Annotated in this window: 23 protein-coding genes; 13 read left to right on the plus strand and 10 right to left on the minus strand. The window is 61.5% G+C overall.

Features of this window, described 5'->3' with window-relative positions; genetic code table 11:
* Window positions 1-75 precede the first annotated feature (75 nt).
* From ACR9ZQ_RS20145 to ACR9ZQ_RS20155, 3 genes are read left to right on the plus strand one after another with little or no spacing between them, the layout of a single operon-like run.
* Complete coding sequence (locus ACR9ZQ_RS20145; protein ID WP_481428642.1) at window positions 76-765, plus strand: glutathione S-transferase family protein; 690 nt, start codon at window positions 76-78, stop codon at window positions 763-765.
* Between the two features lie 24 nt (window positions 766-789).
* A complete protein-coding gene (locus ACR9ZQ_RS20150; RefSeq protein ID WP_113323025.1) occupies window positions 790-1,134 on the plus strand; it encodes an ArsR/SmtB family transcription factor in 345 nt (114 codons plus the stop codon).
* Entirely contained in the window at window positions 1,134-1,595 is a 462-nt protein-coding gene (locus ACR9ZQ_RS20155; RefSeq protein WP_481428643.1) for an SRPBCC domain-containing protein, read from the plus strand. The genes ACR9ZQ_RS20150 and ACR9ZQ_RS20155 overlap by 1 nt, the downstream gene beginning before the upstream one ends.
* Here ACR9ZQ_RS20155 and ACR9ZQ_RS20160 read toward each other — a convergent pair.
* A complete protein-coding gene (locus tag ACR9ZQ_RS20160) occupies window positions 1,582-2,202 on the minus strand; it encodes a CGNR zinc finger domain-containing protein (RefSeq protein ID WP_310377854.1) in 621 nt (206 codons plus the stop codon). The two genes, ACR9ZQ_RS20155 and ACR9ZQ_RS20160, sit on opposite strands and share 14 nt — an antisense overlap.
* Before the next feature lie 161 nt (window positions 2,203-2,363).
* Here ACR9ZQ_RS20160 and ACR9ZQ_RS20165 point away from each other — a divergent pair, with 161 nt between their 5' ends.
* Genes ACR9ZQ_RS20165 through ACR9ZQ_RS20175 form a run of 3 tightly spaced genes read left to right on the plus strand, consistent with a single transcriptional unit; the run spans window position 2,364 to window position 4,766 of the window.
* A complete protein-coding gene (locus ACR9ZQ_RS20165) occupies window positions 2,364-3,074 on the plus strand; it encodes an alpha/beta fold hydrolase (protein WP_439014414.1) in 711 nt (236 codons plus the stop codon).
* Between the two features lie 57 nt (window positions 3,075-3,131).
* A complete protein-coding gene (locus ACR9ZQ_RS20170; protein WP_481428644.1) occupies window positions 3,132-3,971 on the plus strand; it encodes an alpha/beta fold hydrolase in 840 nt (279 codons plus the stop codon).
* A 24-nt stretch (window positions 3,972-3,995) separates the two neighbouring features.
* Window positions 3,996-4,766: an SDR family oxidoreductase gene (locus ACR9ZQ_RS20175; protein WP_481428645.1), complete on the plus strand. Its 771-nt coding sequence runs from the start codon at window positions 3,996-3,998 to the stop codon at window positions 4,764-4,766.
* Between the two features lie 6 nt (window positions 4,767-4,772).
* On the opposite strand, the gene ACR9ZQ_RS20180 is transcribed toward ACR9ZQ_RS20175, so the two are convergent.
* The 4 genes from ACR9ZQ_RS20180 to ACR9ZQ_RS20195 all read right to left on the minus strand — a co-directional run bounded on the left by ACR9ZQ_RS20180 (window position 4,773) and on the right by ACR9ZQ_RS20195 (window position 6,334).
* Window positions 4,773-5,147, minus strand: coding sequence for a VOC family protein (locus tag ACR9ZQ_RS20180; RefSeq protein ID WP_113323020.1), 375 nt, complete (start codon window positions 5,145-5,147; stop codon window positions 4,773-4,775).
* 6 nt (window positions 5,148-5,153) lie between these two features.
* Window positions 5,154-5,330 carry a hypothetical protein gene (locus ACR9ZQ_RS20185; RefSeq protein ID WP_439014410.1) on the minus strand — a complete coding sequence of 59 codons (177 nt, stop codon included), beginning with the start codon at window positions 5,328-5,330 and terminating at the stop codon, window positions 5,154-5,156.
* 115 nt (window positions 5,331-5,445) lie between these two features.
* Window positions 5,446-5,880 (minus strand): DUF1801 domain-containing protein, encoded by a 435-nt coding sequence (locus ACR9ZQ_RS20190; protein WP_310377865.1) that lies wholly within the window; start codon window positions 5,878-5,880, stop codon window positions 5,446-5,448.
* A gap of 13 nt (window positions 5,881-5,893) precedes the next feature.
* Window positions 5,894-6,334 carry a DUF1801 domain-containing protein gene (locus ACR9ZQ_RS20195; protein WP_481428646.1) on the minus strand — a complete coding sequence of 147 codons (441 nt, stop codon included), beginning with the start codon at window positions 6,332-6,334 and terminating at the stop codon, window positions 5,894-5,896.
* 165 nt (window positions 6,335-6,499) lie between these two features.
* Here ACR9ZQ_RS20195 and ACR9ZQ_RS20200 point away from each other — a divergent pair, with 165 nt between their 5' ends.
* On the plus strand, window positions 6,500-8,122 hold the full coding sequence (locus tag ACR9ZQ_RS20200) for an ABC-F family ATP-binding cassette domain-containing protein (protein ID WP_481428647.1): 1,623 nt from the start codon (window positions 6,500-6,502) through the stop codon (window positions 8,120-8,122).
* On the opposite strand, the gene ACR9ZQ_RS20205 is transcribed toward ACR9ZQ_RS20200, so the two are convergent.
* A complete protein-coding gene (locus ACR9ZQ_RS20205; protein WP_481428648.1) occupies window positions 8,119-9,075 on the minus strand; it encodes an SDR family NAD(P)-dependent oxidoreductase in 957 nt (318 codons plus the stop codon). The two genes, ACR9ZQ_RS20200 and ACR9ZQ_RS20205, sit on opposite strands and share 4 nt — an antisense overlap.
* Before the next feature lie 115 nt (window positions 9,076-9,190).
* On the opposite strand from ACR9ZQ_RS20205, the gene ACR9ZQ_RS20210 reads away from it, so the two are divergent.
* Window positions 9,191-10,102 (plus strand): AraC family transcriptional regulator, encoded by a 912-nt coding sequence (locus tag ACR9ZQ_RS20210; RefSeq protein WP_113323015.1) that lies wholly within the window; start codon window positions 9,191-9,193, stop codon window positions 10,100-10,102.
* 130 nt (window positions 10,103-10,232) lie between these two features.
* Window positions 10,233-11,138 carry a S1C family serine protease gene (locus ACR9ZQ_RS20215; protein ID WP_481428649.1) on the plus strand — a complete coding sequence of 302 codons (906 nt, stop codon included), beginning with the start codon at window positions 10,233-10,235 and terminating at the stop codon, window positions 11,136-11,138.
* Window position 11,139: 1 nt separating this feature from the next.
* On the opposite strand, the gene ACR9ZQ_RS20220 is transcribed toward ACR9ZQ_RS20215, so the two are convergent.
* Together ACR9ZQ_RS20220 and ACR9ZQ_RS20225 are read right to left on the minus strand one after the other, a co-directional pair.
* Window positions 11,140-11,868 (minus strand): esterase family protein, encoded by a 729-nt coding sequence (locus ACR9ZQ_RS20220; RefSeq protein WP_481428650.1) that lies wholly within the window; start codon window positions 11,866-11,868, stop codon window positions 11,140-11,142.
* Window positions 11,865-12,830 (minus strand): acetylxylan esterase, encoded by a 966-nt coding sequence (locus ACR9ZQ_RS20225; protein WP_481428651.1) that lies wholly within the window; start codon window positions 12,828-12,830, stop codon window positions 11,865-11,867. The genes ACR9ZQ_RS20220 and ACR9ZQ_RS20225 overlap by 4 nt, the downstream gene beginning before the upstream one ends.
* Before the next feature lie 343 nt (window positions 12,831-13,173).
* On the opposite strand from ACR9ZQ_RS20225, the gene otnK reads away from it, so the two are divergent.
* Window positions 13,174-14,436, plus strand: coding sequence for a 3-oxo-tetronate kinase (gene otnK / locus ACR9ZQ_RS20230; RefSeq protein ID WP_481428652.1), 1,263 nt, complete (start codon window positions 13,174-13,176; stop codon window positions 14,434-14,436).
* Window positions 14,429-15,064: a 3-oxo-tetronate 4-phosphate decarboxylase gene (otnC, locus tag ACR9ZQ_RS20235; protein WP_481428653.1), complete on the plus strand. Its 636-nt coding sequence runs from the start codon at window positions 14,429-14,431 to the stop codon at window positions 15,062-15,064. Before otnK ends, otnC begins: the two co-directional genes overlap by 8 nt.
* Here the strand turns inward: otnC and ACR9ZQ_RS20240 are convergent.
* Window positions 15,061-15,870: an endonuclease/exonuclease/phosphatase family protein gene (locus ACR9ZQ_RS20240; RefSeq protein WP_439014404.1), complete on the minus strand. Its 810-nt coding sequence runs from the start codon at window positions 15,868-15,870 to the stop codon at window positions 15,061-15,063. The two genes, otnC and ACR9ZQ_RS20240, sit on opposite strands and share 4 nt — an antisense overlap.
* 70 nt (window positions 15,871-15,940) lie before the next feature.
* On the minus strand, window positions 15,941-16,855 hold the full coding sequence (locus ACR9ZQ_RS20245) for an SDR family oxidoreductase (RefSeq protein ID WP_481428654.1): 915 nt from the start codon (window positions 16,853-16,855) through the stop codon (window positions 15,941-15,943).
* 102 nt (window positions 16,856-16,957) lie between these two features.
* On the opposite strand from ACR9ZQ_RS20245, the gene ACR9ZQ_RS20250 reads away from it, so the two are divergent.
* The gene (locus tag ACR9ZQ_RS20250) at window positions 16,958-17,527 is read left to right on the plus strand and encodes a TetR family transcriptional regulator (protein ID WP_481428655.1); all 570 of its coding nucleotides are present in this window, start codon (window positions 16,958-16,960) and stop codon (window positions 17,525-17,527) included.
* A gap of 103 nt (window positions 17,528-17,630) precedes the next feature.
* The gene (ampC, locus tag ACR9ZQ_RS20255) at window positions 17,631-18,782 is read left to right on the plus strand and encodes a class C beta-lactamase (protein ID WP_481429343.1); all 1,152 of its coding nucleotides are present in this window, start codon (window positions 17,631-17,633) and stop codon (window positions 18,780-18,782) included.
* The last annotated feature ends 66 nt before the right edge of the window (window positions 18,783-18,848 follow it).

The raw sequence follows: 18,848 nt of genomic DNA on the forward strand, positions 1-18,848 counted from the left end.
CCAGCTTTGGAAAGTATCTTGCGTGACAATAGCGACCGAGATATAGTTTCCGAAATTGGAAACTATAGGTGCCGTATGACGCTGGCCCTTTATCTGCATCCGCTGGCCTCCTTCTGTCACAAGGTGCTGATCGCGCTTTATGAAAACGAGACCGCGTTCGACAGCCGGATCGTCAATTTTGCCGATCCGGACTCGGCTGCGGCCCTGCTCGACAAATGGCCGGTCGGCAAGATTCCGATCCTGCATGACGAGGCAACCGGGCTTACGGTCCCGGAGACGAGCATCATCATCGAATACCTGCAGGCCCATTATCCGGGGCCGGTGCGGCTTCTGCCCGATGATCCGGACGCGCTGCTGCAGGTGCGGCTCTGGGATCGGTTTTACGACCTCTATGTCAGCGTGCCGATGCAGAAGATCGTCACCGACAGAATCCGGCCGGCGGACGCCCATGATCCGCATGGCGTCACTGAAGCGAGAGGGATGCTTGATCAGGCCTACAAGATGATCGAGGCGGATATGCAGGGAAGGCTCTGGGCGACGGGCGATGATTTCACCATGGCCGATTGCGCGGCTCTGCCGGGGCTGTTCTTTGCTTCCATCGTGCATCCTTTCATAGCTGAGCAGCAGGCGCTTTCCTCCTATCTGGAGCGTCTGTTACAACGTGCTTCCGTCAAACGCGTGCTGGCCGAAGCGCAGCCCTATTTCTCGATGTTTCCCTATCGGGAGGCGATGTCAGCGCGTTATCTTGAAGCCGCGACATCTTGAGGCCGGGACATTTTGAGGCATGTGATGGCAGAACTGGCGCCAGCCGAATTCGACCGGATATTTCAGGCGCTCGCCGATCCCTATCGCCGTGGCTTCGTGGAAAAGCTTGCCAGGGGGCCGGCCTCCGTCACGGAACTGGCAGAGCCCGCCGATGTCGGCCTGCCGGCGGTGCTGAAACATCTGCGAATTCTGGAAGAAAGCGGCATCGTCATTTCGGAAAAGGTGGGGCGGGTCCGCACCTATCGCATGCAGCAGCAGGCATTCGGCGCCATCAACCAATGGATCGAGCAGCGTCAAGCTGAAATGCACGCCGCCTTCGATCGCCTCGCCTTGCTGATGGCGGAAACTCCTGAGGAAAAGGATCACTGATGGGTGTCAGCGTCAATCACCGCACCTTCGTCATCAAACGCGACCTGCCCGGCAGCGTGGCGCATGCATTCCGCTTCTGGTCGGACCATGCGCTGAAACGGCGCTGGACCGCCTGCCATCCCGACTGGCAAGTACTGGAGGATCAATTCACCTTCGAGACCGGCGGGAGCGAGCGCATGACATGGCGCATGCCCGACGGGACGGAACAGGCGATGCGCGCCTATTATCTCGAAATCCACCCGCGCGAACGCATCGTCTATGCCTATACGATGCTGACGGCGGGAAAGAGCATCTCTTCCTCGCTGGTCACGGTGGAATTCACCGGACGCGGCGGCATGACGCTGATGACCTTCACCGAACAGGCCGTCTTCGGCGATGCCAAAGACGGCGATATCAGAGAGAGCGGCACCGGCATCGGCTTCGACCGGCTCGTCGAAGAGATGGCGGCTACGCCTGTCTGATCCGGTGCCGATGTGCGGCCTGCTTGGCGCGATTACCGCACATCGCCATGCTGCACCAGCGCCGGCGATGACCACGGGTATGGTCGGCAAACAGCAGGGTGCAGACTGGTCCTTCGCAGGCCTTCACATTGGAAAAATCCTCGGTGCAGACGAAGCGGCCGAGTGCCTCGCCGACCGGTAGCAGCAATGCTTCCGGCGAGCGCCATTTGCGCATGGGCTGGAAGTCGAAGACCGCGCCCTCATCCGTCTGCCGCGCCACGACGCGGCCATAGCCTTCGTCGCGCTCCAGCAGACGGTTCAGCGGTTCGAGCTCGGCCAGGGCGTCGGGCTTCAACTGCCTTCCCTTATGCTCGCGGACGAAGGTCCGGAACCACTCGCGCAGGTTCCTTGCCTGATCGGCGACGTTGTCGAGTTCGCCCGGCAACGCCTGGGCACGCAGGCTTTCGAGCGTTTCGCGCGGGACGAGGTTTGCCTGCTCGAGCCAGCGCAACAGTCCCTCCCCGTCCTCTATCCAATCAACAGGCGTGTCGATGGGCGTTGCCACCGAATTCAGGAAATCCAGTGCCAGCGCATCACCCAGAAACAGGGCGGGAGAGTGGTTATCCATGACAAGTCCTATTCCGGCTGCCGACCATAGTTGTAGGGCAGCCTGCTTGAAGACGCGACTCTTATGTAACCTGTCAAAAGGCTGTTGACAAGTTACCTTCCTAGGGAGTAACCGTCCTGTATCGATTTAAGCGGTTACAAGCCGAACGAAGGAGAAAGCAGATGTCGTCGCAGTCGATTGATCAGCAGACTATGCATATCGTGCTCGTCCATGGCGCCTGGGCCGACGGCTCTGGCTGGGCCAAAGTCATCGCGCCGCTTGTCGCCGAGGGTTTTGCGGTGACAGCAGCGCCGCTACCGATGACCTCCTATGCCGATGACGTTAAAGCCCTTGAGCAGGCGCTGGACCGTGTGGATGGGCCAGTGGTTCTTGCCGGCCATGCCTATGCCGGAGCGGTTATCGCCGGGGTGGGGAATGAAAATGTGAAGGCACTGGTCTATGTTTCTGCTCTCGCCCCCGATGAGGGAGAGACGGTTGCCGATGTCTTCTATCGCAGCGAACTCGATCCGCGGGCGCCGCAGCTAGCGCCTGATGAAAACGGCCTGATCTATTATCCGCATGAAGCCTTTGCCGCGGCCTATGCGCAGAATGCCACGAATGAGGAACTAGTGGTGCTTGCAGCCGTGCAGCGGCCGATCTCGCCTGCCTGCATCACGGCACCGGTCGGGCGGCCGCTCTGGAAGGATCGCCCTTCCTGGTTCCTGGTCGCCGAGGACGACCGTATGATCGCTGCCACCAATCAGCGCTTCATGGCGGAGCGCATGCAGGCGCATCAGCGGCCTTTCCCGGTCGATCATACGCCGATGGCGACGGCGCCGGAGGCAGTGCTGCAGGTCATCCGTGAAGCGGCGGCAAGTGTGGCCGCAGGCTGAATGACAGACATATCTCCCAACACATCGCCATTCATCTCAACTGAAGGAAACAGGACCATGACCAAGATCAGCTACCGCCACACCACCGTCGACGGCATCAAGATCGCCTATCGCGAGGCCGGCACCCAGGACGCTCCGAAGCTCCTGCTGCTGCATGGCTTCCCGACCTCCGGCCACATGTTTCGCGATCTGATCCCGCTGCTGGCCGATCGCTATCACATCATCGCGCCGGATCTTCCGGGCTTCGGCCAGTCGGACGATCCCGCGGTCAACAGCTTCGACAGCATTGCAGACACGATCGACCGCTTCACCGAGATCGTCGGCTTCGTTCGCTATGCCGTCTATGTCTTCGATTACGGCGCTCCGACGGGCTTCCGCCTGGCGGTCAAACATCCCGAGCGGATCACGGGCATCATTTCGCAGAATGGCAATGCCTATGTCGATGGCCTCAGCGACGCATGGAACCCGGTGCAGGCCTACTGGCAGGACGCCAGCGCAGAAAACCGCGCCGTGCTGAAGGGGTTCCTCGGGCCGGAAACGACGGCCTGGCAATATACGCATGGCGTTGCCGATACGACCAGGATTTCGCCTGACGGATATTCGCTCGACAATTTCTATCTCTCGCGTCCGGGCGCTGAAGATGTGCAGCTCGATCTCATGGGCGACTACAAGAGCAATGTGGCACTCTACCCGACCTTCCAGGATTACTTCCGGACCCACAAGCCGCGCTTCCTCGCCGTCTGGGGCAAGAATGATCCGTTCTTCCTGCCGCCGGGCGCGGAAGCCTTCGCCCGCGATATTCCTGACGCCGTGATCAAATTCTTCGATACCGGCCACTTCGCGCTCGAAACACATGCGGATGAAATTGCCGCTGCAATCCGCGATTTCCTTGGCTGATAATCCCGCGACAGGAGAGATATCATGTCCGATAAAGTAGCCATCATTACCGGTGCCAGCCAGGGCATCGGCCAGGCAACGGCCATCCGGCTCGCAAAGGATTTTTCCAAGCTCGTGCTCGTTGCCCGCAACAAGGCCAATCTCGCGGAGACGGCGAAAGCAGTCGAAGCGGCGGGTGCCAAGACGCTCGTCATCGATGCCGACCTTGCGGAGCCGGCGGCGGCACAGGCCGTCGTCGACAAAGCGCTTGCCGTTTTCGGGCGGATCGATGCGCTGCTCAACATTGCCGGCGCCGTGCCGCAGATCGACGTGTTCGAAATGACGGACCGACAATGGGATGATGGCATGGCGCTGAAGCTGCATGGCGCACGGCGGCTGACCATCGCCGCCTGGCCGGCACTGAAGGAAACGAAGGGTTCCGTCGTGCTGATGTCAGGCAATTCGGCGGTCTTTCCGAAGGCGACCTATGCTGCCGTCGGCACGATCAATGCGGCGATATCCGCACTCGCCAAGGCTTTCTCCGATCGCGGCATCGAGGATGGCGTGCAGGTCAACAGCGTGCTGCCCGGCCCGGTCATGACCGGCCGCCGGCGCAGCTATCTGGAGCACTGGGCGCCGCTGCACGACATGACGGTGGAAGAGGCGACAGCCCGGTTTCCGAAGGAGGCTGGCATCGCCCGCTACGGCGAGCCGGAAGAGATCGCCGAACTCATGGCCTTCCTCGTATCGCCGGCGGCGCGCTGGATGACCGGCACGACGCTTCGCATGGATGGCGGCGAGGTGAAGTCTGTCTGACGCTGACTAATCGGAGGTGACGCAGAAATTGTTGCCTTCGGGATCGTTCAGCACGGTGTAATCTGCCGTCTCACGCACGAAGGTCGCGCCCAGAGAGATGAGGCGCGCGACTTCTTTTGTCCGGTCGCCGACAGCGATATCGAGGTGGACGCGATTGCGGGCCGGACGCTCTCCCGGGCGAAGATGGAAGCAAAGGCGCGTTCCCGGTCCTTCGACCATCACCACCGGATCGGTTTCCGGCGTCAGGCCAAGCGTGGCAAGGCGGGCGATTTCCTCATCGTCGTAGGGCAAGACCGCATAGTCATCGAGCGCTTCGGCCCAGAAGCGGGCGACGCGGGAGGGCACATCGCAATCGATGACGATTTCCTTCAGCCGCCCCATGGTCACTCACGAATTGCCGGAGCGGCGCTGAGAAACACGCTCGGCGACAGCACCACCGACTACGGGCAGCAGGGCGAAAAGGACCAGCTGTGGCGTTCCTGTCAGCGTCAAAAGGCTGGACAGGAAAATGGCCACGAGCATTCCCGCCAGTGCGCCGGCCAGATAGGGAAGATAACCCTTCAAGAGAGCCTCCGTCTTAGCGGGTTTCAATCGAAATGAGTTCGCAAGGCACCACATAGGACGCTCCGCGGCATCGGCAATGACCAGTTGTCGCCCCAGACGCCTTTTACCCTCAGAACTAGGCGCTCGCTTTCTTCGATGCCGGTTTGCCCGCCGTGTTCAGCGCCACCGCGGCCTGCACCAGCGCCTTCAGCGCCGCCTCATCGATCTTATCCCCCTCGCGAATATCGATCGCCCGGCGCGTATTGCCTTCAAGGCTGGAGTTAAAAAGGTTGGACGGGTCTTCCACCGAAGCGCCCTTGGCGAAGGTCAGCTTGACCACCGCCTTGTAGGTTTCGCCGGTGCAGATGATGCCGGCGTGTTCCCAGACCGGGACGCCCCTCCACTTCCACGTCTCCTCCACCTCGGGGTCGGCCTCGCGGATGATCGTTCGGACGCGGGAGAGCGTTTCGCCGCGCCAGTCGTCCAATTCCCTGATCTTGGCATCGATGCGTTCGGAGGGAGAGATTTCTTTCGGTTCCGCTTCCTTTTTCGTCGTCGCCGCTTTCTTCATGGTCTCTCTCTCCTTACATTTTCTCGCCCGGCAACAGGCTTGCCTGCCTTATCCAGTCGGCGAGCTGCGCCTCGTCGATCGGGTCGTTCTCATGGATGTGGAAATAGCGCGTTTCCGCAGTCTTGGATTCTCCCGGCGGTACGGGCTGCAAGGCAGCGCCGCGGAAGAAGGCCAGCTTGATGTATTTGTTGAAGCAATGGATGCTGAGGAACCAGCCATCGCCCTTCATGCCGTAGAGCGGCGAGTTCCATTTGACGGCCTTGTGGGCATCCGGAACCGTGCGCATGATCAATTCATCGAGGTGGCGGCCGACATTGCTTTTCCAGCCGGGCATGGCGGCGATATAGGCCTGCACGGGGCCATCGCCCTCGCCTTTGACGATCTGCGGATTGCCGCCGGATAGCAGCTTGGGCTCTGCCGGTTTTGCCGGCTTGCTGGATATCTTATTGGCCATGGGCTCCTCCCCCTTGGGGATAATAAGGAAGCATCCCTCGATTTCCAGTCGTGCGGAATGGACACAGCTGCAAAGATCACAGCTTGATGACGCGGAAAACCTGCGACACGGCGGCAAACCCGTGGCATAAGGGCGCCAAAATTCTCCCAAGCTCCCGCGTAAGACATGATCCGTATCGAAAATATCAGCAAGCAGAACAGCCACCGCATCCTCTTCATCGAAGCCACTGCCGCCCTCAATCGCGGCGAAAAGATCGGTCTCGTCGGCCCGAACGGCGCCGGCAAGACGACGCTTTTCCGCATGATCAATGGCGAAGAACTGCCGGATGAAGGCCAGGTCTCAGTCGAAAAGCACGTCTCCATCGGCTACTTCAACCAGGATGTCGGCGAAATGTCCGGCCGCAGCGCGGTTGCCGAGGTGATGGAGGGGGCCGGCCCCGTCAGCATCGTCGCCGCAGAGCTGCGCGAGCTGGAAGCGGCCATGTCCGATCCTGACCGCATGGACGAGATGGATCAGATCATCGAGCGCTACGGCGAGGTGCAGGCGCGCTACGAGGAACTGGGTGGCTATGCGCTGGAAGGCCGTGCCCGCGAAGTTCTGGACGGCCTGAGCTTCAGCCAGGAAATGATGGACGGCGATGTCGGTGCACTCTCCGGCGGCTGGAAGATGCGCGTGGCGCTCGGCCGCATCCTGCTGATGCGCCCTGACGTCATGCTGCTCGACGAACCGAGCAACCACCTGGATCTCGAAAGCCTGATCTGGCTGGAAGAATTCCTCAAGACCTATGAGGGCGCATTGCTGATGACCTCGCACGACCGCGAGTTCATGAACCGCATCGTCACCAAGATCATCGAGATCGATGCCGGCTCGCTCAACAGCTATTCCGGCGACTACGGTTTTTACGAACAGCAGCGGGCGCAGAACGAGAAGCAGCAGCAGGCGCAGTTCGAGCGCCAGCAGGCGATGCTCGCCAAGGAAATCAAGTTTATCGAGCGCTTCAAGGCGCGCGCCAGCCATGCTTCGCAGGTGCAGAGTCGCGTCAAGAAGCTGGAAAAGATCGAGCGCGTCGAGCCGCCGAAGCGCCGCCAGACGGTGGCTTTCGACTTCCAGCCGGCGCCGCGCTCGGGCGAAGACGTCGTCAACCTCAAGAACGTGCACAAGAAATATGGCAGCCGTACCATCTATGAAGGGCTGGACTTCATGGTCCGCCGCAAGGAGCGCTGGTGCATCATGGGCGTCAACGGCGCCGGCAAGTCCACTCTCCTGAAGCTGGTCACCGGCACGGCAGAGCCGGATGCAGGCAGCGTGGCGCTCGGCGCCAGCGTGAAGCTCGGCTATTTCGCCCAGCATGCCATGGACCTGCTCGATGGCGAACGCACGGTACTGGAATGGCTGGAGGATTCCTTCCCGCTTGCCGGCCAGGCGCCGCTACGTGCTCTCGCCGGCTGCTTCGGCTTTTCGGGAGATGACGTGGACAAGCGCTGCCGCGTGCTGTCCGGCGGCGAGAAGGCCCGCCTCGTCGTGGCCCACATGCTGTTCGACCCGCCGAACTTCCTCGTGCTCGACGAGCCGACCAACCACCTCGACCTCGACACCAAGGAAATGCTCATCAAGGCGCTCGCCGATTTCGAGGGCACGATGCTCTTCGTCTCGCACGATCGCCACTTCCTTGCCGCCCTTTCCAACCGCGTGCTGGAGCTGACGCCCGACGGCATCCACCAGTATGGCGGTGGCTATACGGAATATGTCGAGCGCACCGGCTACGAGGCGCCCGGCATCCACGCCTAGGATCTAGCGAAGGCGTCTACACCAGTCAGTTCCGCCGAGAGCGCCCAGAGACGGGCCGCCTCGTCGGGATCGACGGCATAGGCGCGCACGCTGGTTTCCGCGCCGTCATCCGAGATGGATGCGATATCGCAATTGGCACAATAGAGGCCGCCGAGTCCTTCCAGTTGCGGTGAGGTCGCAGCCCAGACCTGCGTCGCGGCACCCTGCTCGGGCGTCTTGAACGTTGGGTCGGCCGCATTGCCGTCAGCGTGGATCCAGCCGGCGGCGACCATGTCTTCCTTCTCCAAGTGCCGTTGCAGCGGCGTCAGGATCTTGCCGGGATGCAGCGAGAAGGCACGCACGCCGGCATCCCTGCCCAACCTGTCGAGTTGCACCGCAAAGAGCGCGTTTGCGGTCTTCGCCTGTCCATAGGCCTGCCACCGGTCGTAGCCCTCGGTGAGCTGGACATCGTCCCAGCGGATGGGCGTGATGCCATGGGCACCGGAGGAGACGGCAACCACACGGGCTCCCCTCGCTATTGCCGGCCAGAGACGATTGACGAGTGCGAAATGGCCGAGATGGTTGGTGGCAAACTGTGCCTCCCAGCCCGGCCCGACCCGCGTTTCCGGGCAGGCCATGATGCCGGCGCTGTTGATGACGATATCGGTCTTGCGGCCGGAGGCGACGAAGCGCTCGGCGAAGTCGCGGACGCTTTCGAGATCGGAGAGATCGAGCCTGTCGACCTCGACATTGGCGATGCCCGAGACCGTCTTGGCCGCCGCTTCCGGCTGACGCGCGCCGATCAGCACATGCGCGCCGGCCCGCGACAGCGCCTTCGTCGTCTCCAGTCCGAGGCCGGAATGACCGCCGGTGACGATTGCCAGTCTGCCCGTGAAATCGATGCCCGCGAGCACGTCGTCGGCCGTTGAGCGAGCACCGAAACCGGAGCCGATCGGGTGTTGTGCATTTTCCATTGATGTCTCCTTCTGCTTTCGGCCGGAGACTAATGCGGTGGCGCCCATACGATCTATGCGTTAAAGTCCATGATATGTTTGCGATCGTCCGGATTTCCGAATGAGTTCTGTTTCCATGGATCCGCTTTCCGATGTGCTGGCACTGTTGAAGCCGAAGAGCTACGTCTCGCTCGGGCTCGATGCCGGCCGCGACTGGGCGATCGATTTTCCGCCGCCGCAGGGCATCAAGTTCAATGCCGTTCTCTCGGGCGGCTGCTGGCTGGAGGTGGATGGGGTCGCTGAGCCTGTGCGGCTCGAGGAAGGCGATTGTTTTCTGCTGACGCAGAGCCGGCCCTTCCGGATGATGAGCGACCGCAGCCTGCCGACGATCCCCGCCAATGACATCTATGCGCATGCTAAGGATGGTGTCGCGATCTGCAATGGCGGCGGCGCCTTTTTCCTCGTCGGCAGCCGCTTCGGCTTTTCCGGCGCAGGCGCCGATCTGCTCGTCGGCATATTGCCGCCGGTCGTCCATGTCAGCGAGCATTCGGATCAGGCCTCGGTGCTGCGCTTTGCGATCGACCAGATGGCGCGGGAGCTGCGCGGCCGGCACCCGGGCGGCTTCCTGATGACCGAGCATCTGGCGCATATCATGCTGATGCAGATCCTGCGGCTCTATCTCTCAGCACCCGATATCAAAGGCACCGGCTGGCTGTTTGCGCTCGCCGACCGGCAGATCGGCATGGCGATCGGCGCTATGCATGCAGAGCCGGCGCGGCGCTGGACGCTGCAGCAACTCGCGGTCATGACCGGCATGTCGCGCTCCTCCTTTGCCGAGCGCTTCAAGGAAAAGGTCGGAGCCGCGCCGATGGACTATCTCACACGCTGGCGTATGATGCTGGCGAGCGAGCGGCTCTCCAACAGCAGCGAACCGATCGGCAAGATTGCGCTTTCGCTCGGCTACGATTCCGAAAGCGCCTTCAGCACCGCCTTCAAGCGGGTGATGGCGCGCTCGCCGCGGCAATACAGCCGGGAAGCAGCAGGGTAAAAGACCGCAGGCTGCGGGTCTTGCAGAAACGACTGTCGTTTCATACCTATAGAAGGAATGGTATGCGTCCGGCCCTTGCCGGCCCTCGCTGCATTCCGAGCCTTTGTGCCCGCCTTACGAGGATGAAACCATGAATATCGACAGGATCCTGCGGTCAGTTGTGGCCGTTCGCGCCTCCATCCCCGAAGATGCCTTCACCGCGAATACGCTGGGCACCCGCCGGGAAGGAAGCGGCGTCGTCATCAGGGAAAACGGGCTGGTGCTCACCATCGGCTACCTGATCACCGAAGCAGACGAAATCTGGCTGACGCGCCATGACGGCAAGGTCATACCTGGCCATGCGCTCGCCTATGACCAGGAAACCGGCTTCGGCCTCATCCAGTCGCTGGCGCCTCTCGACCTGCCGGCCATCGACATCGGCGACAAGGTCAAGACGACGGTCGGCGATGCTGTGATCTTTGCCGATGGTCTCGGCGAATTCGTGCAGGCCAATATCGTCGCCAAGCAGGAATTTGCGGGCTACTGGGAATATCTGCTCGACGAGGCGATCTTCATCGCACCCGCGCATCCCTCCTGGGGCGGTGCGGCGCTGATCAGCGACGACGGCAAGCTGCTTGGCATCGGTTCGCTGCGCCTGCAGATGGTTCAGGACGAAGAGGTCGCCGATATCAACATGGCCGTGCCGATCAACCTCCTTCCGCCGATCCTTGACGACCTGCTTAACCGCGGCCAGATCGACAGGCCGCCGCGCCCCTGGCTCGGCGCCTTTTCGGCTGAAAGCAACGGGGAAGTTGTCGTCATGAGCGTTGCCAAGGGCAGCCCGGCCGCGCAGGCCGGCCTGCAGCAGGGCGACGTGATCTCGGAAATCCGCGACGGCGAAGTGGACGGGCTTGCCGATTTCTACCGTAAGGTCTGGAAGAGTGGCCCGGCAGGCGCTGAAATCCCGATGCGTGTGCTGCGGAACGGCCGCGAGGCCTGGCTGCGGATCAAATCCGCCGACCGCAACAGCTTCCTCAAGAAGCCGCTGATGCAGTGAATCAGATATAAAGGGGCGCCATCCGGCGCCAGGCACCGGCGCGGTGCGCCCTGCCATCCCAGAAATGCAGCCGATGGCCGACACCCATGTCAGCGAGAAGGCGGCTGAGATAGCGATTGTTATCGAGGAACGGATCCTCGTTGCCGATCGTCAGCACGATATCCACCTGCCGCAGCTTTTCCAGCCGCCAATCGCAGGCAAGGCCCGGCAGGAAATGTGTCGGCATGTGGAAATAGACCGTGTCGTCGTAATAACCGTCGAAGAGATCCGAGAAGGATTCGATCTTCATCGTCAGGTCGTAGCGGCCGGAAAAGGCCACCAGCTTGCGGAAGAGATGCGGGTGGCGGAAGACGAGGCTGGCGGCCTGGAAGGCGCCGAGGCTGCAGCCGTGGACGATGGTGCATTCGTGGCCGTTGCGGCTCTCCATCAGCGGCAGAACCTCGTTCAGCACATATTCCTCGAAAGCGATATGGCGACGGATACGATCGGCCGGATGGCGGCCGAAGTCGTAGAAGGTTTCGCCCGCGAGGCCCTCGATGCAGAACAGCTGCAGATGACCGGCCTCGAGCTTATCGGCGAGGCTGGCAACGATTCCGAGATGTTCATATTCCCAAAAGCGCCCTTCCCGCGTTGGGAACATCAGTACTTTGGCGCCGGTATGCCCGAACACCAGAAGCTCCATGTCACGATGGAGCCGATCGCTGTACCAGCGCAGATATTCTCGGTTCATAGACCCCTGAAAAACCGCCCGACTCGCTCGCGCAGCACAGTTTGCTGCACTGCACTATCAGCATAGTCGAAATGCCCGGCATCCAGGATGAAGATTTCATTAAATTTTGATTTCGGCAAAGCGTTGGCCACCGTGAACTGACAGGGGGGTGCAACCGCCGGATCGAAGAGGGCGACGGCGGCCAGCATCGGCACGGTGATGCGGGTCGCTGCCGTTGCGGCATCGAAGAGCCGCAATTTTTCGAAAACACCCGCGTGCGTCTTTGCATAATCCTGCACCGAATGGGCGCTGCCGACCGTCGGCAATGTTAGCCACAGCTTGCGGTTACCAAAGGTCGGTACCGTCAGATGGCCGCGGGCAATACGTTTATCGAAGGGAATGCCGAGCGCGCCGATGCCGCCGCCGAAGCTGATGCCGCTATAGCCGATATGGCCATCAAGCGCGGGATAGAGCGATAGCAGCGCCGACACTGCAACCCAGAGATCCTCAACGCAGCCGCCGATCACGTAATGATCGGGATCATCGATGTCGTGGAGCACATGCCAGGGCGCGTCAGGCGAAATCGGCGGATGGGCGCTGCGCGACATGCCGCGGAAACAGGGAAAGAGGATGGCGGTGTCCTCGACCGGAATATCGAATTCAGGCTGGTCCCTGCCTCCATAACCGTGGCCAACGACGAGGCCGCGCTTGACCTCGCCCTTGCGGGGCGTGAGCAGCCAGCCGCCGATGCGGACGTCATCCGTGGACGTGTAGACAATATCGCGCACCTGCCAGTCCGGATGGGTATCCTTACTTGGGCTCAAGCGCGGCTCAGGCTTCACCGCCAGCGCCCTGGCATAACGCTTCTGCCAAAAGGCATCGAATCCCTCAGGCGCTTCCGGCGGGCGGATTGCCTGCAGGTCGGCAAGCTTCATGCCGTAGGTGGGGTCGAAGTCGAAAGGGTATTCTGTCGGGATGCTCATGCCATGCTTGTTGCCGCGAAACCGGTCTCGGAGCAAGGCCGACTGCCAATTCCAACCCACAATCAAACCGGACCCTCCGCCCGAAATTGCGTGACAGCCTTGCCCGGCTGGTCTTAACTAGAAACGCACCGTGCCTGCCGACTCAGGCGGCGGCGCGTTTTGGTTTGCGTTCACATCATCCGTCGGAAGGACCGCTTCAGATGAAAATCCTTGTGATCGGCGCAGAGTTTGGATGCCAGCCCCACCCTTTCGCTCGGCTTCACAGCCGAGACATCCTTTGACGACATTATCTGCGTCCATATCGAGGACGAATTGAACAACAGACTGCCGGAGCCTGCCTGACATGCTGCTTGGAGCCATTGCCGACGATTTCACCGGCGCCAGCGATCTAGCCAACACCCTTGCCCGCGGCGGCATGTCGACGATGCAGTTCGTCGGCCCCGGCCGCGGCAAAGTGAATTGCGAAGCCGGTGTGGTGGCGCTGAAGACGCGCTCGATCTCGGTCGAAGATGCGGTGTTGCAATCCATGGATGCGGCGCGCTGGCTGCTGGATCAGGGCTGCGAGCAGATCTTCTTCAAATATTGCTCGACCTTCGATTCCACACGTGAAGGCAATATCGGCCCGGTGGCCGAGGCCCTGCAGCGGCTGACGGGCGCCGATGTCACCGTCTTCTGCCCGGCCTTTCCGGCGACCGGAAGGCGGGTCTTCATGGGCCACCTCTTCGTCAAGGACAAGCTGCTCAGCGAATCCGGCATGGAGAACCATCCGCTGACGCCGATGACCGATCCCGACATCCGCCGCTGGCTGCGGTACCAGACGCGCGGCGGTGTCGGCGGCATCACGCTCGATACAGTGCGCGAAGGTTCGGGCGCCATCCGCAGCCGTCTGCGCGACGAACTGACCGATGGCAACCGCCTCGTCGTCGTCGATGCCATCGAGGATGCCGATCTGATAACCATCGGTGAAGCCGTCGCCGACCATGCGCTGGTAACCGGCGGATCGGGGCTGGCGCAGGGGCTGGTGCGCAATTTCGCCAAGCGTGGCAAACTCTCCGATGTTCCCGCCGAAGTGCCTGTCGTTACTGGCCTCGGCGTCGTCCTCTGCGGCTCCTGCTCGCTCGCCTCCCAGAACCAGGTCGCCTGTCATCTGGAGAACCATCCGGGCCTTTCGATCGATCCGGCAGCCATCGTGCGCGGCACCATGTCGGTGGAGCGCGCCGCCAGCTGGGTCGCCTCCAACGCGGCCGACAATCCGATCGTTTACTCCACCACCTCGCCCGATGTCGTGAGCTTCGTGCAGCAGCGCTTCGGCCGCGAGGAATCGGCAAAGATTCTTGAGGATTTCTTCGGCGGCCTTGCCAAGCGGCTTGCCGATTCCGGCACGCAGCTGATCGTTGTCGGCGGCGGAGAAACCTCCGGTGCCGTCGTTGAGGCACTCGGCCTCAAGCATATGACCATCGGTGCGGAGATCGATCCCGGTGTGCCGGTTCTGGTGTCCGAGCGCGGCCGGCCGGCGCGGCCGATCGGACTCGCGCTGAAGAGCGGCAATTTCGGCTCGCCGGATTTCTTCGTCAAGGCTCTGGACAGGATTGCAGGCCATGAATGAGGCAGCACTGCGCGAAGCCATCGTCCGCTGGGGAAAATCGCTTTTCGAGCGCGGGCTTACGGCCGGCTCCTCGGGCAATATTTCGGTAAAGACCACGGACGGCTATCTCGCAACGCCGACCAACTCCTGCCTGGGCTTCCTCGATCCTGAGCGGCTGTCGAAACTCGACAAAGACGGCAAGTCCCTCTCGGGCGATGCGCCGACAAAGGAACTGCCGCTGCATTTCTCCTTCTATGAGAAGCGGCCGCAGACGGGCGCGGTGGTACATCTGCATTCCACCTATGCGACTGCCCTTTCCTGCCTTGCCGATACCGATCCCAATGATGCCATTCCGCCATTGACGCCCTATGTGGTAATGCGCGTCGGCAAAGTGCCTGTCGTGTCCTATACACGGCCGGGCTCGGTTGACGTAAAGCCACTGATTGCTGAAATCGCCGGCGAGCACAGCGCCGTGCTGCTGGAAAACCACGGGCCGATCGTGTCGGCTGCCACGCTCGATTCCGCCGTCTTCGCGATCGAAGAGCTGGAAGAGGCGGCAAAGCTTTCGATCATTACGCGCGGCATGAAGGTGCGACAGCTCAATAGTGAGCAGATTGCCGACCTGGAGCGGCACTTTAAGCTGCGCTAAGTAAGATCAATCAACAGAGCCCGGTGATCGGAAACTTCGGGAGCCTCCACCACCTCGAAGCGCTTCACCACCACTTCCGGCGTCACCAGCATATAGTCGGCAAAGCGTCCATCCTTCGGATAGAGCGAGGTGCGGGTATCGGTAAAACCCCTGCCGGTGACGAGATCGTTGAGGCCGAGGCGGCCAAGCTTTTCGAAGGTTACGCTGTCAGGCAGCACGTTGAAATCGCCGCAGACGACCAGGCGTTCATCACCCGGCCAGACACGTTCGATCAGCTCGACGAGCGCATCCGCCTGCGCATGCCGAGCCGGAATATCGCCCTTGCCGGCGGGATCACGCAGGCCGTGGAGCTGGGCGATGGTGACGGAAAAGCCGCCGGCATAATCGAACAGGCGAATGCAATGGGCATTGCGCGAACGCGGATGCTCACCCCAGCCATTGGACGAGAAACCGCCATGGATGAAGTCCACCGCCTGGGCGATTACCGCATGCGACTTACGCACGAAGGTGGCAATGCCGAATTCGGTCGGGAAGACCGCCTCGCCGTGAAAGAGATGCCCCCGCGCGAATGGACAGAAGAAGCCGTCATGGTCAGGGAGGACGGCGGCAATCTCGTCATAGAGATGGGCACGCTGCGGCAGCACAACGCCGCCATCACGATATTCCAGCCATCCCGGCGTATCGGCTGCGGACCGGACTACCTCCTGCAGGCAGAAGACGTCGGCATCCACATTTGCCAGATAGTCGATCAGTGGCGCGTGGATGCTGCCGCCCCAGGCATTCAATGAAATGATACGCAAAGCCATGCGAACTCCCTCTTCGTCGAGAGACTAGCAGATTCGCATGGGGATCGATCCCTCGGGCGGCAGCGTCTGATCAGCGATATCCAGTGTCATCCGCCGGCTTACCAGGTTCCTGCACTTCGGCGAGGTAACGCCAGCAGTCCGGCCGCGTGCCGTCGAGATCGGTGAAACCGTAGGCATCGGCCAGCTGGAAGCTTGAGAGCGACTGACCGTTCCATCTCTTGCGGTCGGGATCGGCGGCCAGTGCAGCCACTCCCCGGCCGGTGAAACGCGGCGTTTCCGAGATGACGAAATGCGGCTGGACTTTTGTGCCGTCGCGCCAATTTTCTTCCTTAACCCCATAGATTTCCAGCATCATTTCCGAGCGCATCCAGCCGGGTGAGAGCGAGACGGCAGTGGCACCATGCGCTGCCAGATCTTTGGCATGCGCCCAGGCCATACGGTTCGTGCCCGTTTTCACCAGATCGTAATAGGGGCAGAGCCTGTAATGCGTGGCATTATAATCCGCCGTGCCATCCGTCATCTCCACCAGCAATCCGCACGGCTGCTCGATCATCAGTGCCAGCGCGTAATGGGCGGTGATGAAATGGGTGTCGATGGCAAGCCGCAGCATGCGCAGGCCCTTGTCGAGGGAATGCTCCCAGACCGGCTTGTTCCACTCCGTCAGATGCTCGCCGCCCCAGATATCGTTGATGAGGATATCGAGCCTGCCCTCCTGCGCGCGGATGCGGGCAACCAGCGCTTCGACTTGCTCCGGCACCAGATGATCCACCTGCACGGCGATGCCCCGCCCACCCGCCGCGCTCACGAGTTCGGCGGTTTCCTCGATGGTCTCTGGCCGGCCATATTCGGATTGCTGCATGCGCGTCGTGCGGCCGGTCACATAGACGGTCGCGCCTGCCGCGCCCAATTCCACCGCAATGCCGCGGCCGGCGCCGCGCGTTCCGCCGGCAACAAGCGCCACCTTTCCCTTTAAGTTCGCTGTCACTTCACTGTCCTCCCCGCTAGAAACAATTAATCGGCCTAGTCGGCCTACTTGTATATAAACGAACGTTCGTTCATAAATATGGCGAACGCAAGAGGAAATTTCATGCCGCGTCCGCGCACGCTTTCCGATGAACAGCTGCTTTCGATGGTTCTCGATGTGATCCAGTCCGAGGGGCCGGATGCGGCAACCTTTGCGGCGGTCGCGAAGGCAAGCGGCCTTTCCGGCTCCACGCTGGTGCAGCGTTTCGCCACCAAAGCCGGTATGCTGCGCGCCGCCCTGCTCCACGCCTGGGACCGGCTGGACGCGGAAACGGCGCGGCTCGCCGATACGCTGCCGAAGACCGCGGATGGGGCGATCGCGCTGCTGACCGGTCTTTCCAAGGACTATGGCGATAATCCCGCTTCCTATGCGGAAGGCCTGCTTCTGCTGCGCGAGGATTTCCGCGATCCGGTTCTCCGCGCTCGTGGCGCGGCCTGGGGTGCTGCCCTGACGGCAGCGATTGCCGAGCGTTTCGGGGGACAGGGGCAAGCGCAGACCATTGCCCGGCTGATGCTCTCGCAATGGCAGGGATCGCTTCTCTGGTGGGGCTTCTCGTCCGAGGGAGCTGTGGCCGATTACGTCGAGCGGGAACTGCAGCTCTTTCTTGCCGCCCTCGAGCCCAAATTAAACTAGGGTCTCCTGCGAGTTCTTATCGTTTGTGGAGGGACAAAGGGCCACGCTATCGACCGTGTATCGGCCATATTGCCGGATGCACAGAGAGGAACCGCTAGTGAATATGAGACATTGCCTCATCGCCCTCGCCTTGTCGGCGAGCCCGCTCCATGCAGCAGCCATGACGGATAAAGCGTTCCAGGAGATAGCTGATCGCGTTTTTCAGCCCGTGATTAGGGAATACGACATCCCGGGACTGGCCGTCGGCGTGACGATCAACGGCTCGGAATTCTATTACACCTATGGTGAAGCCTCGCGCGAGACGAAAGCGCCCGTCACCAGCGACACGATCTTCGAGCTCGGCTCCGTCAGCAAAATTTTTAATGTCACGCTTGCCGCACTTGCCGAACAGCGCGGCCTGTTGTCGATGGAGCAGCCGGTTTCGACCTACCTGCCGGAGCTCAAGGGCAGCGCCTTCGACAAGATCACCCTCGTCAATCTCGCCACCCATACGTCGGGCGGCCTGCCGCCGCAGGTGCCAGACAGCGTGACTGACGATGCCGAGCTGATGACCTATCTCAAGAACTGGAAACCGGCCTACAAGGCGGGCACCATGCGCTCCTATTCCAATGTCAGCATCGGCCTTCTCGGGCAGATCTCCGGTGAGCGTTTTGGCGGCACTTACAGGCAGGCGGACGAAGGCGAGCTGTTTCCCGCCCTCGGTCTCAAGAGCACCTTCATCGCGGTTCCGCCTGATGCCATGGATCGCTACGCCTTCGGTTATTCCAAGGCCAACAAGCCGGTCCGCGTCGGACCCGGCGTCCTCGACGACGAGGCCTACGGTATCAAGACCACGACCCGCGACATGGTGCATCTGTTGGAGCTCAATTTGAATTCGGATGCTCTGGCACCCGAATTCAAGGCCGCGATCGAGAAGACGCATACGGGCTATTTCGATACGGCCTATTACACGCAGGACATGGTCTGCGAGCAATATGCCTGGCCCGTGGCGCTCAAGAAGCTCCTCGACGGCAACTCGGCCAAGATGAGCCTGGAAAGCCAGCCGGTAAAACAGCGGGCGAAGCCGCTTGCGCCGCAAAGCGCGGTGCTGATGAACAAGACCGGGTCGACGAACGGCTTCGGCGCCTATGTCGTGCTGGTGCCGAAGGTGCATATCGGCCTGACGGTGCTGGCGAACCGGAACTATCCGAACACGGTCCGCGCCGAAGCGGGGCTGAAGCTCGTCCAGGCGCTGGAAGCTTACGCGGCGAAATAGCCCAAATGGCCGGTCGGGCAAAAATCCCGGCCGGCATTGTCAACGGTCACGACACCCTATCCATTC

This window comes from Rhizobium sp. KNZ14-9A, from assembly GCF_056755015.1.

Bases quoted from the DNA above. Each gene is read 5' to 3' on its own strand.
- ACR9ZQ_RS20145 (WP_481428642.1), top strand. From the start codon at position 76: ATGACGCTGGCCCTTTATCTGCATCCGCTGGCCTCCTTCTGTCACAAG.
- ACR9ZQ_RS20150 (WP_113323025.1), top strand. From the start codon at position 790: ATGGCAGAACTGGCGCCAGCCGAATTCGACCGGATATTTCAGGCGCTC.
- ACR9ZQ_RS20155 (WP_481428643.1), top strand. From the start codon at position 1,134: ATGGGTGTCAGCGTCAATCACCGCACCTTCGTCATCAAACGCGACCTG.
- ACR9ZQ_RS20160 (WP_310377854.1), bottom strand. From the start codon at position 2,202: ATGGATAACCACTCTCCCGCCCTGTTTCTGGGTGATGCGCTGGCACTG.
- ACR9ZQ_RS20165 (WP_439014414.1), top strand. From the start codon at position 2,364: ATGTCGTCGCAGTCGATTGATCAGCAGACTATGCATATCGTGCTCGTC.
- ACR9ZQ_RS20170 (WP_481428644.1), top strand. From the start codon at position 3,132: ATGACCAAGATCAGCTACCGCCACACCACCGTCGACGGCATCAAGATC.
- ACR9ZQ_RS20175 (WP_481428645.1), top strand. From the start codon at position 3,996: ATGTCCGATAAAGTAGCCATCATTACCGGTGCCAGCCAGGGCATCGGC.
- ACR9ZQ_RS20180 (WP_113323020.1), bottom strand. From the start codon at position 5,147: ATGGGGCGGCTGAAGGAAATCGTCATCGATTGCGATGTGCCCTCCCGC.
- ACR9ZQ_RS20190 (WP_310377865.1), bottom strand. From the start codon at position 5,880: ATGAAGAAAGCGGCGACGACGAAAAAGGAAGCGGAACCGAAAGAAATC.
- ACR9ZQ_RS20195 (WP_481428646.1), bottom strand. From the start codon at position 6,334: ATGGCCAATAAGATATCCAGCAAGCCGGCAAAACCGGCAGAGCCCAAG.
- ACR9ZQ_RS20200 (WP_481428647.1), top strand. From the start codon at position 6,500: ATGATCCGTATCGAAAATATCAGCAAGCAGAACAGCCACCGCATCCTC.
- ACR9ZQ_RS20205 (WP_481428648.1), bottom strand. From the start codon at position 9,075: ATGGAAAATGCACAACACCCGATCGGCTCCGGTTTCGGTGCTCGCTCA.
- ACR9ZQ_RS20210 (WP_113323015.1), top strand. From the start codon at position 9,191: ATGGATCCGCTTTCCGATGTGCTGGCACTGTTGAAGCCGAAGAGCTAC.
- ACR9ZQ_RS20215 (WP_481428649.1), top strand. From the start codon at position 10,233: ATGAATATCGACAGGATCCTGCGGTCAGTTGTGGCCGTTCGCGCCTCC.
- ACR9ZQ_RS20220 (WP_481428650.1), bottom strand. From the start codon at position 11,868: ATGAACCGAGAATATCTGCGCTGGTACAGCGATCGGCTCCATCGTGAC.
- ACR9ZQ_RS20225 (WP_481428651.1), bottom strand. From the start codon at position 12,830: ATGAGCATCCCGACAGAATACCCTTTCGACTTCGACCCCACCTACGGC.
- otnK (WP_481428652.1), top strand. From the start codon at position 13,174: ATGCTGCTTGGAGCCATTGCCGACGATTTCACCGGCGCCAGCGATCTA.
- otnC (WP_481428653.1), top strand. From the start codon at position 14,429: ATGAATGAGGCAGCACTGCGCGAAGCCATCGTCCGCTGGGGAAAATCG.
- ACR9ZQ_RS20240 (WP_439014404.1), bottom strand. From the start codon at position 15,870: ATGGCTTTGCGTATCATTTCATTGAATGCCTGGGGCGGCAGCATCCAC.
- ACR9ZQ_RS20250 (WP_481428655.1), top strand. From the start codon at position 16,958: ATGCCGCGTCCGCGCACGCTTTCCGATGAACAGCTGCTTTCGATGGTT.
- ampC (WP_481429343.1), top strand. From the start codon at position 17,631: ATGAGACATTGCCTCATCGCCCTCGCCTTGTCGGCGAGCCCGCTCCAT.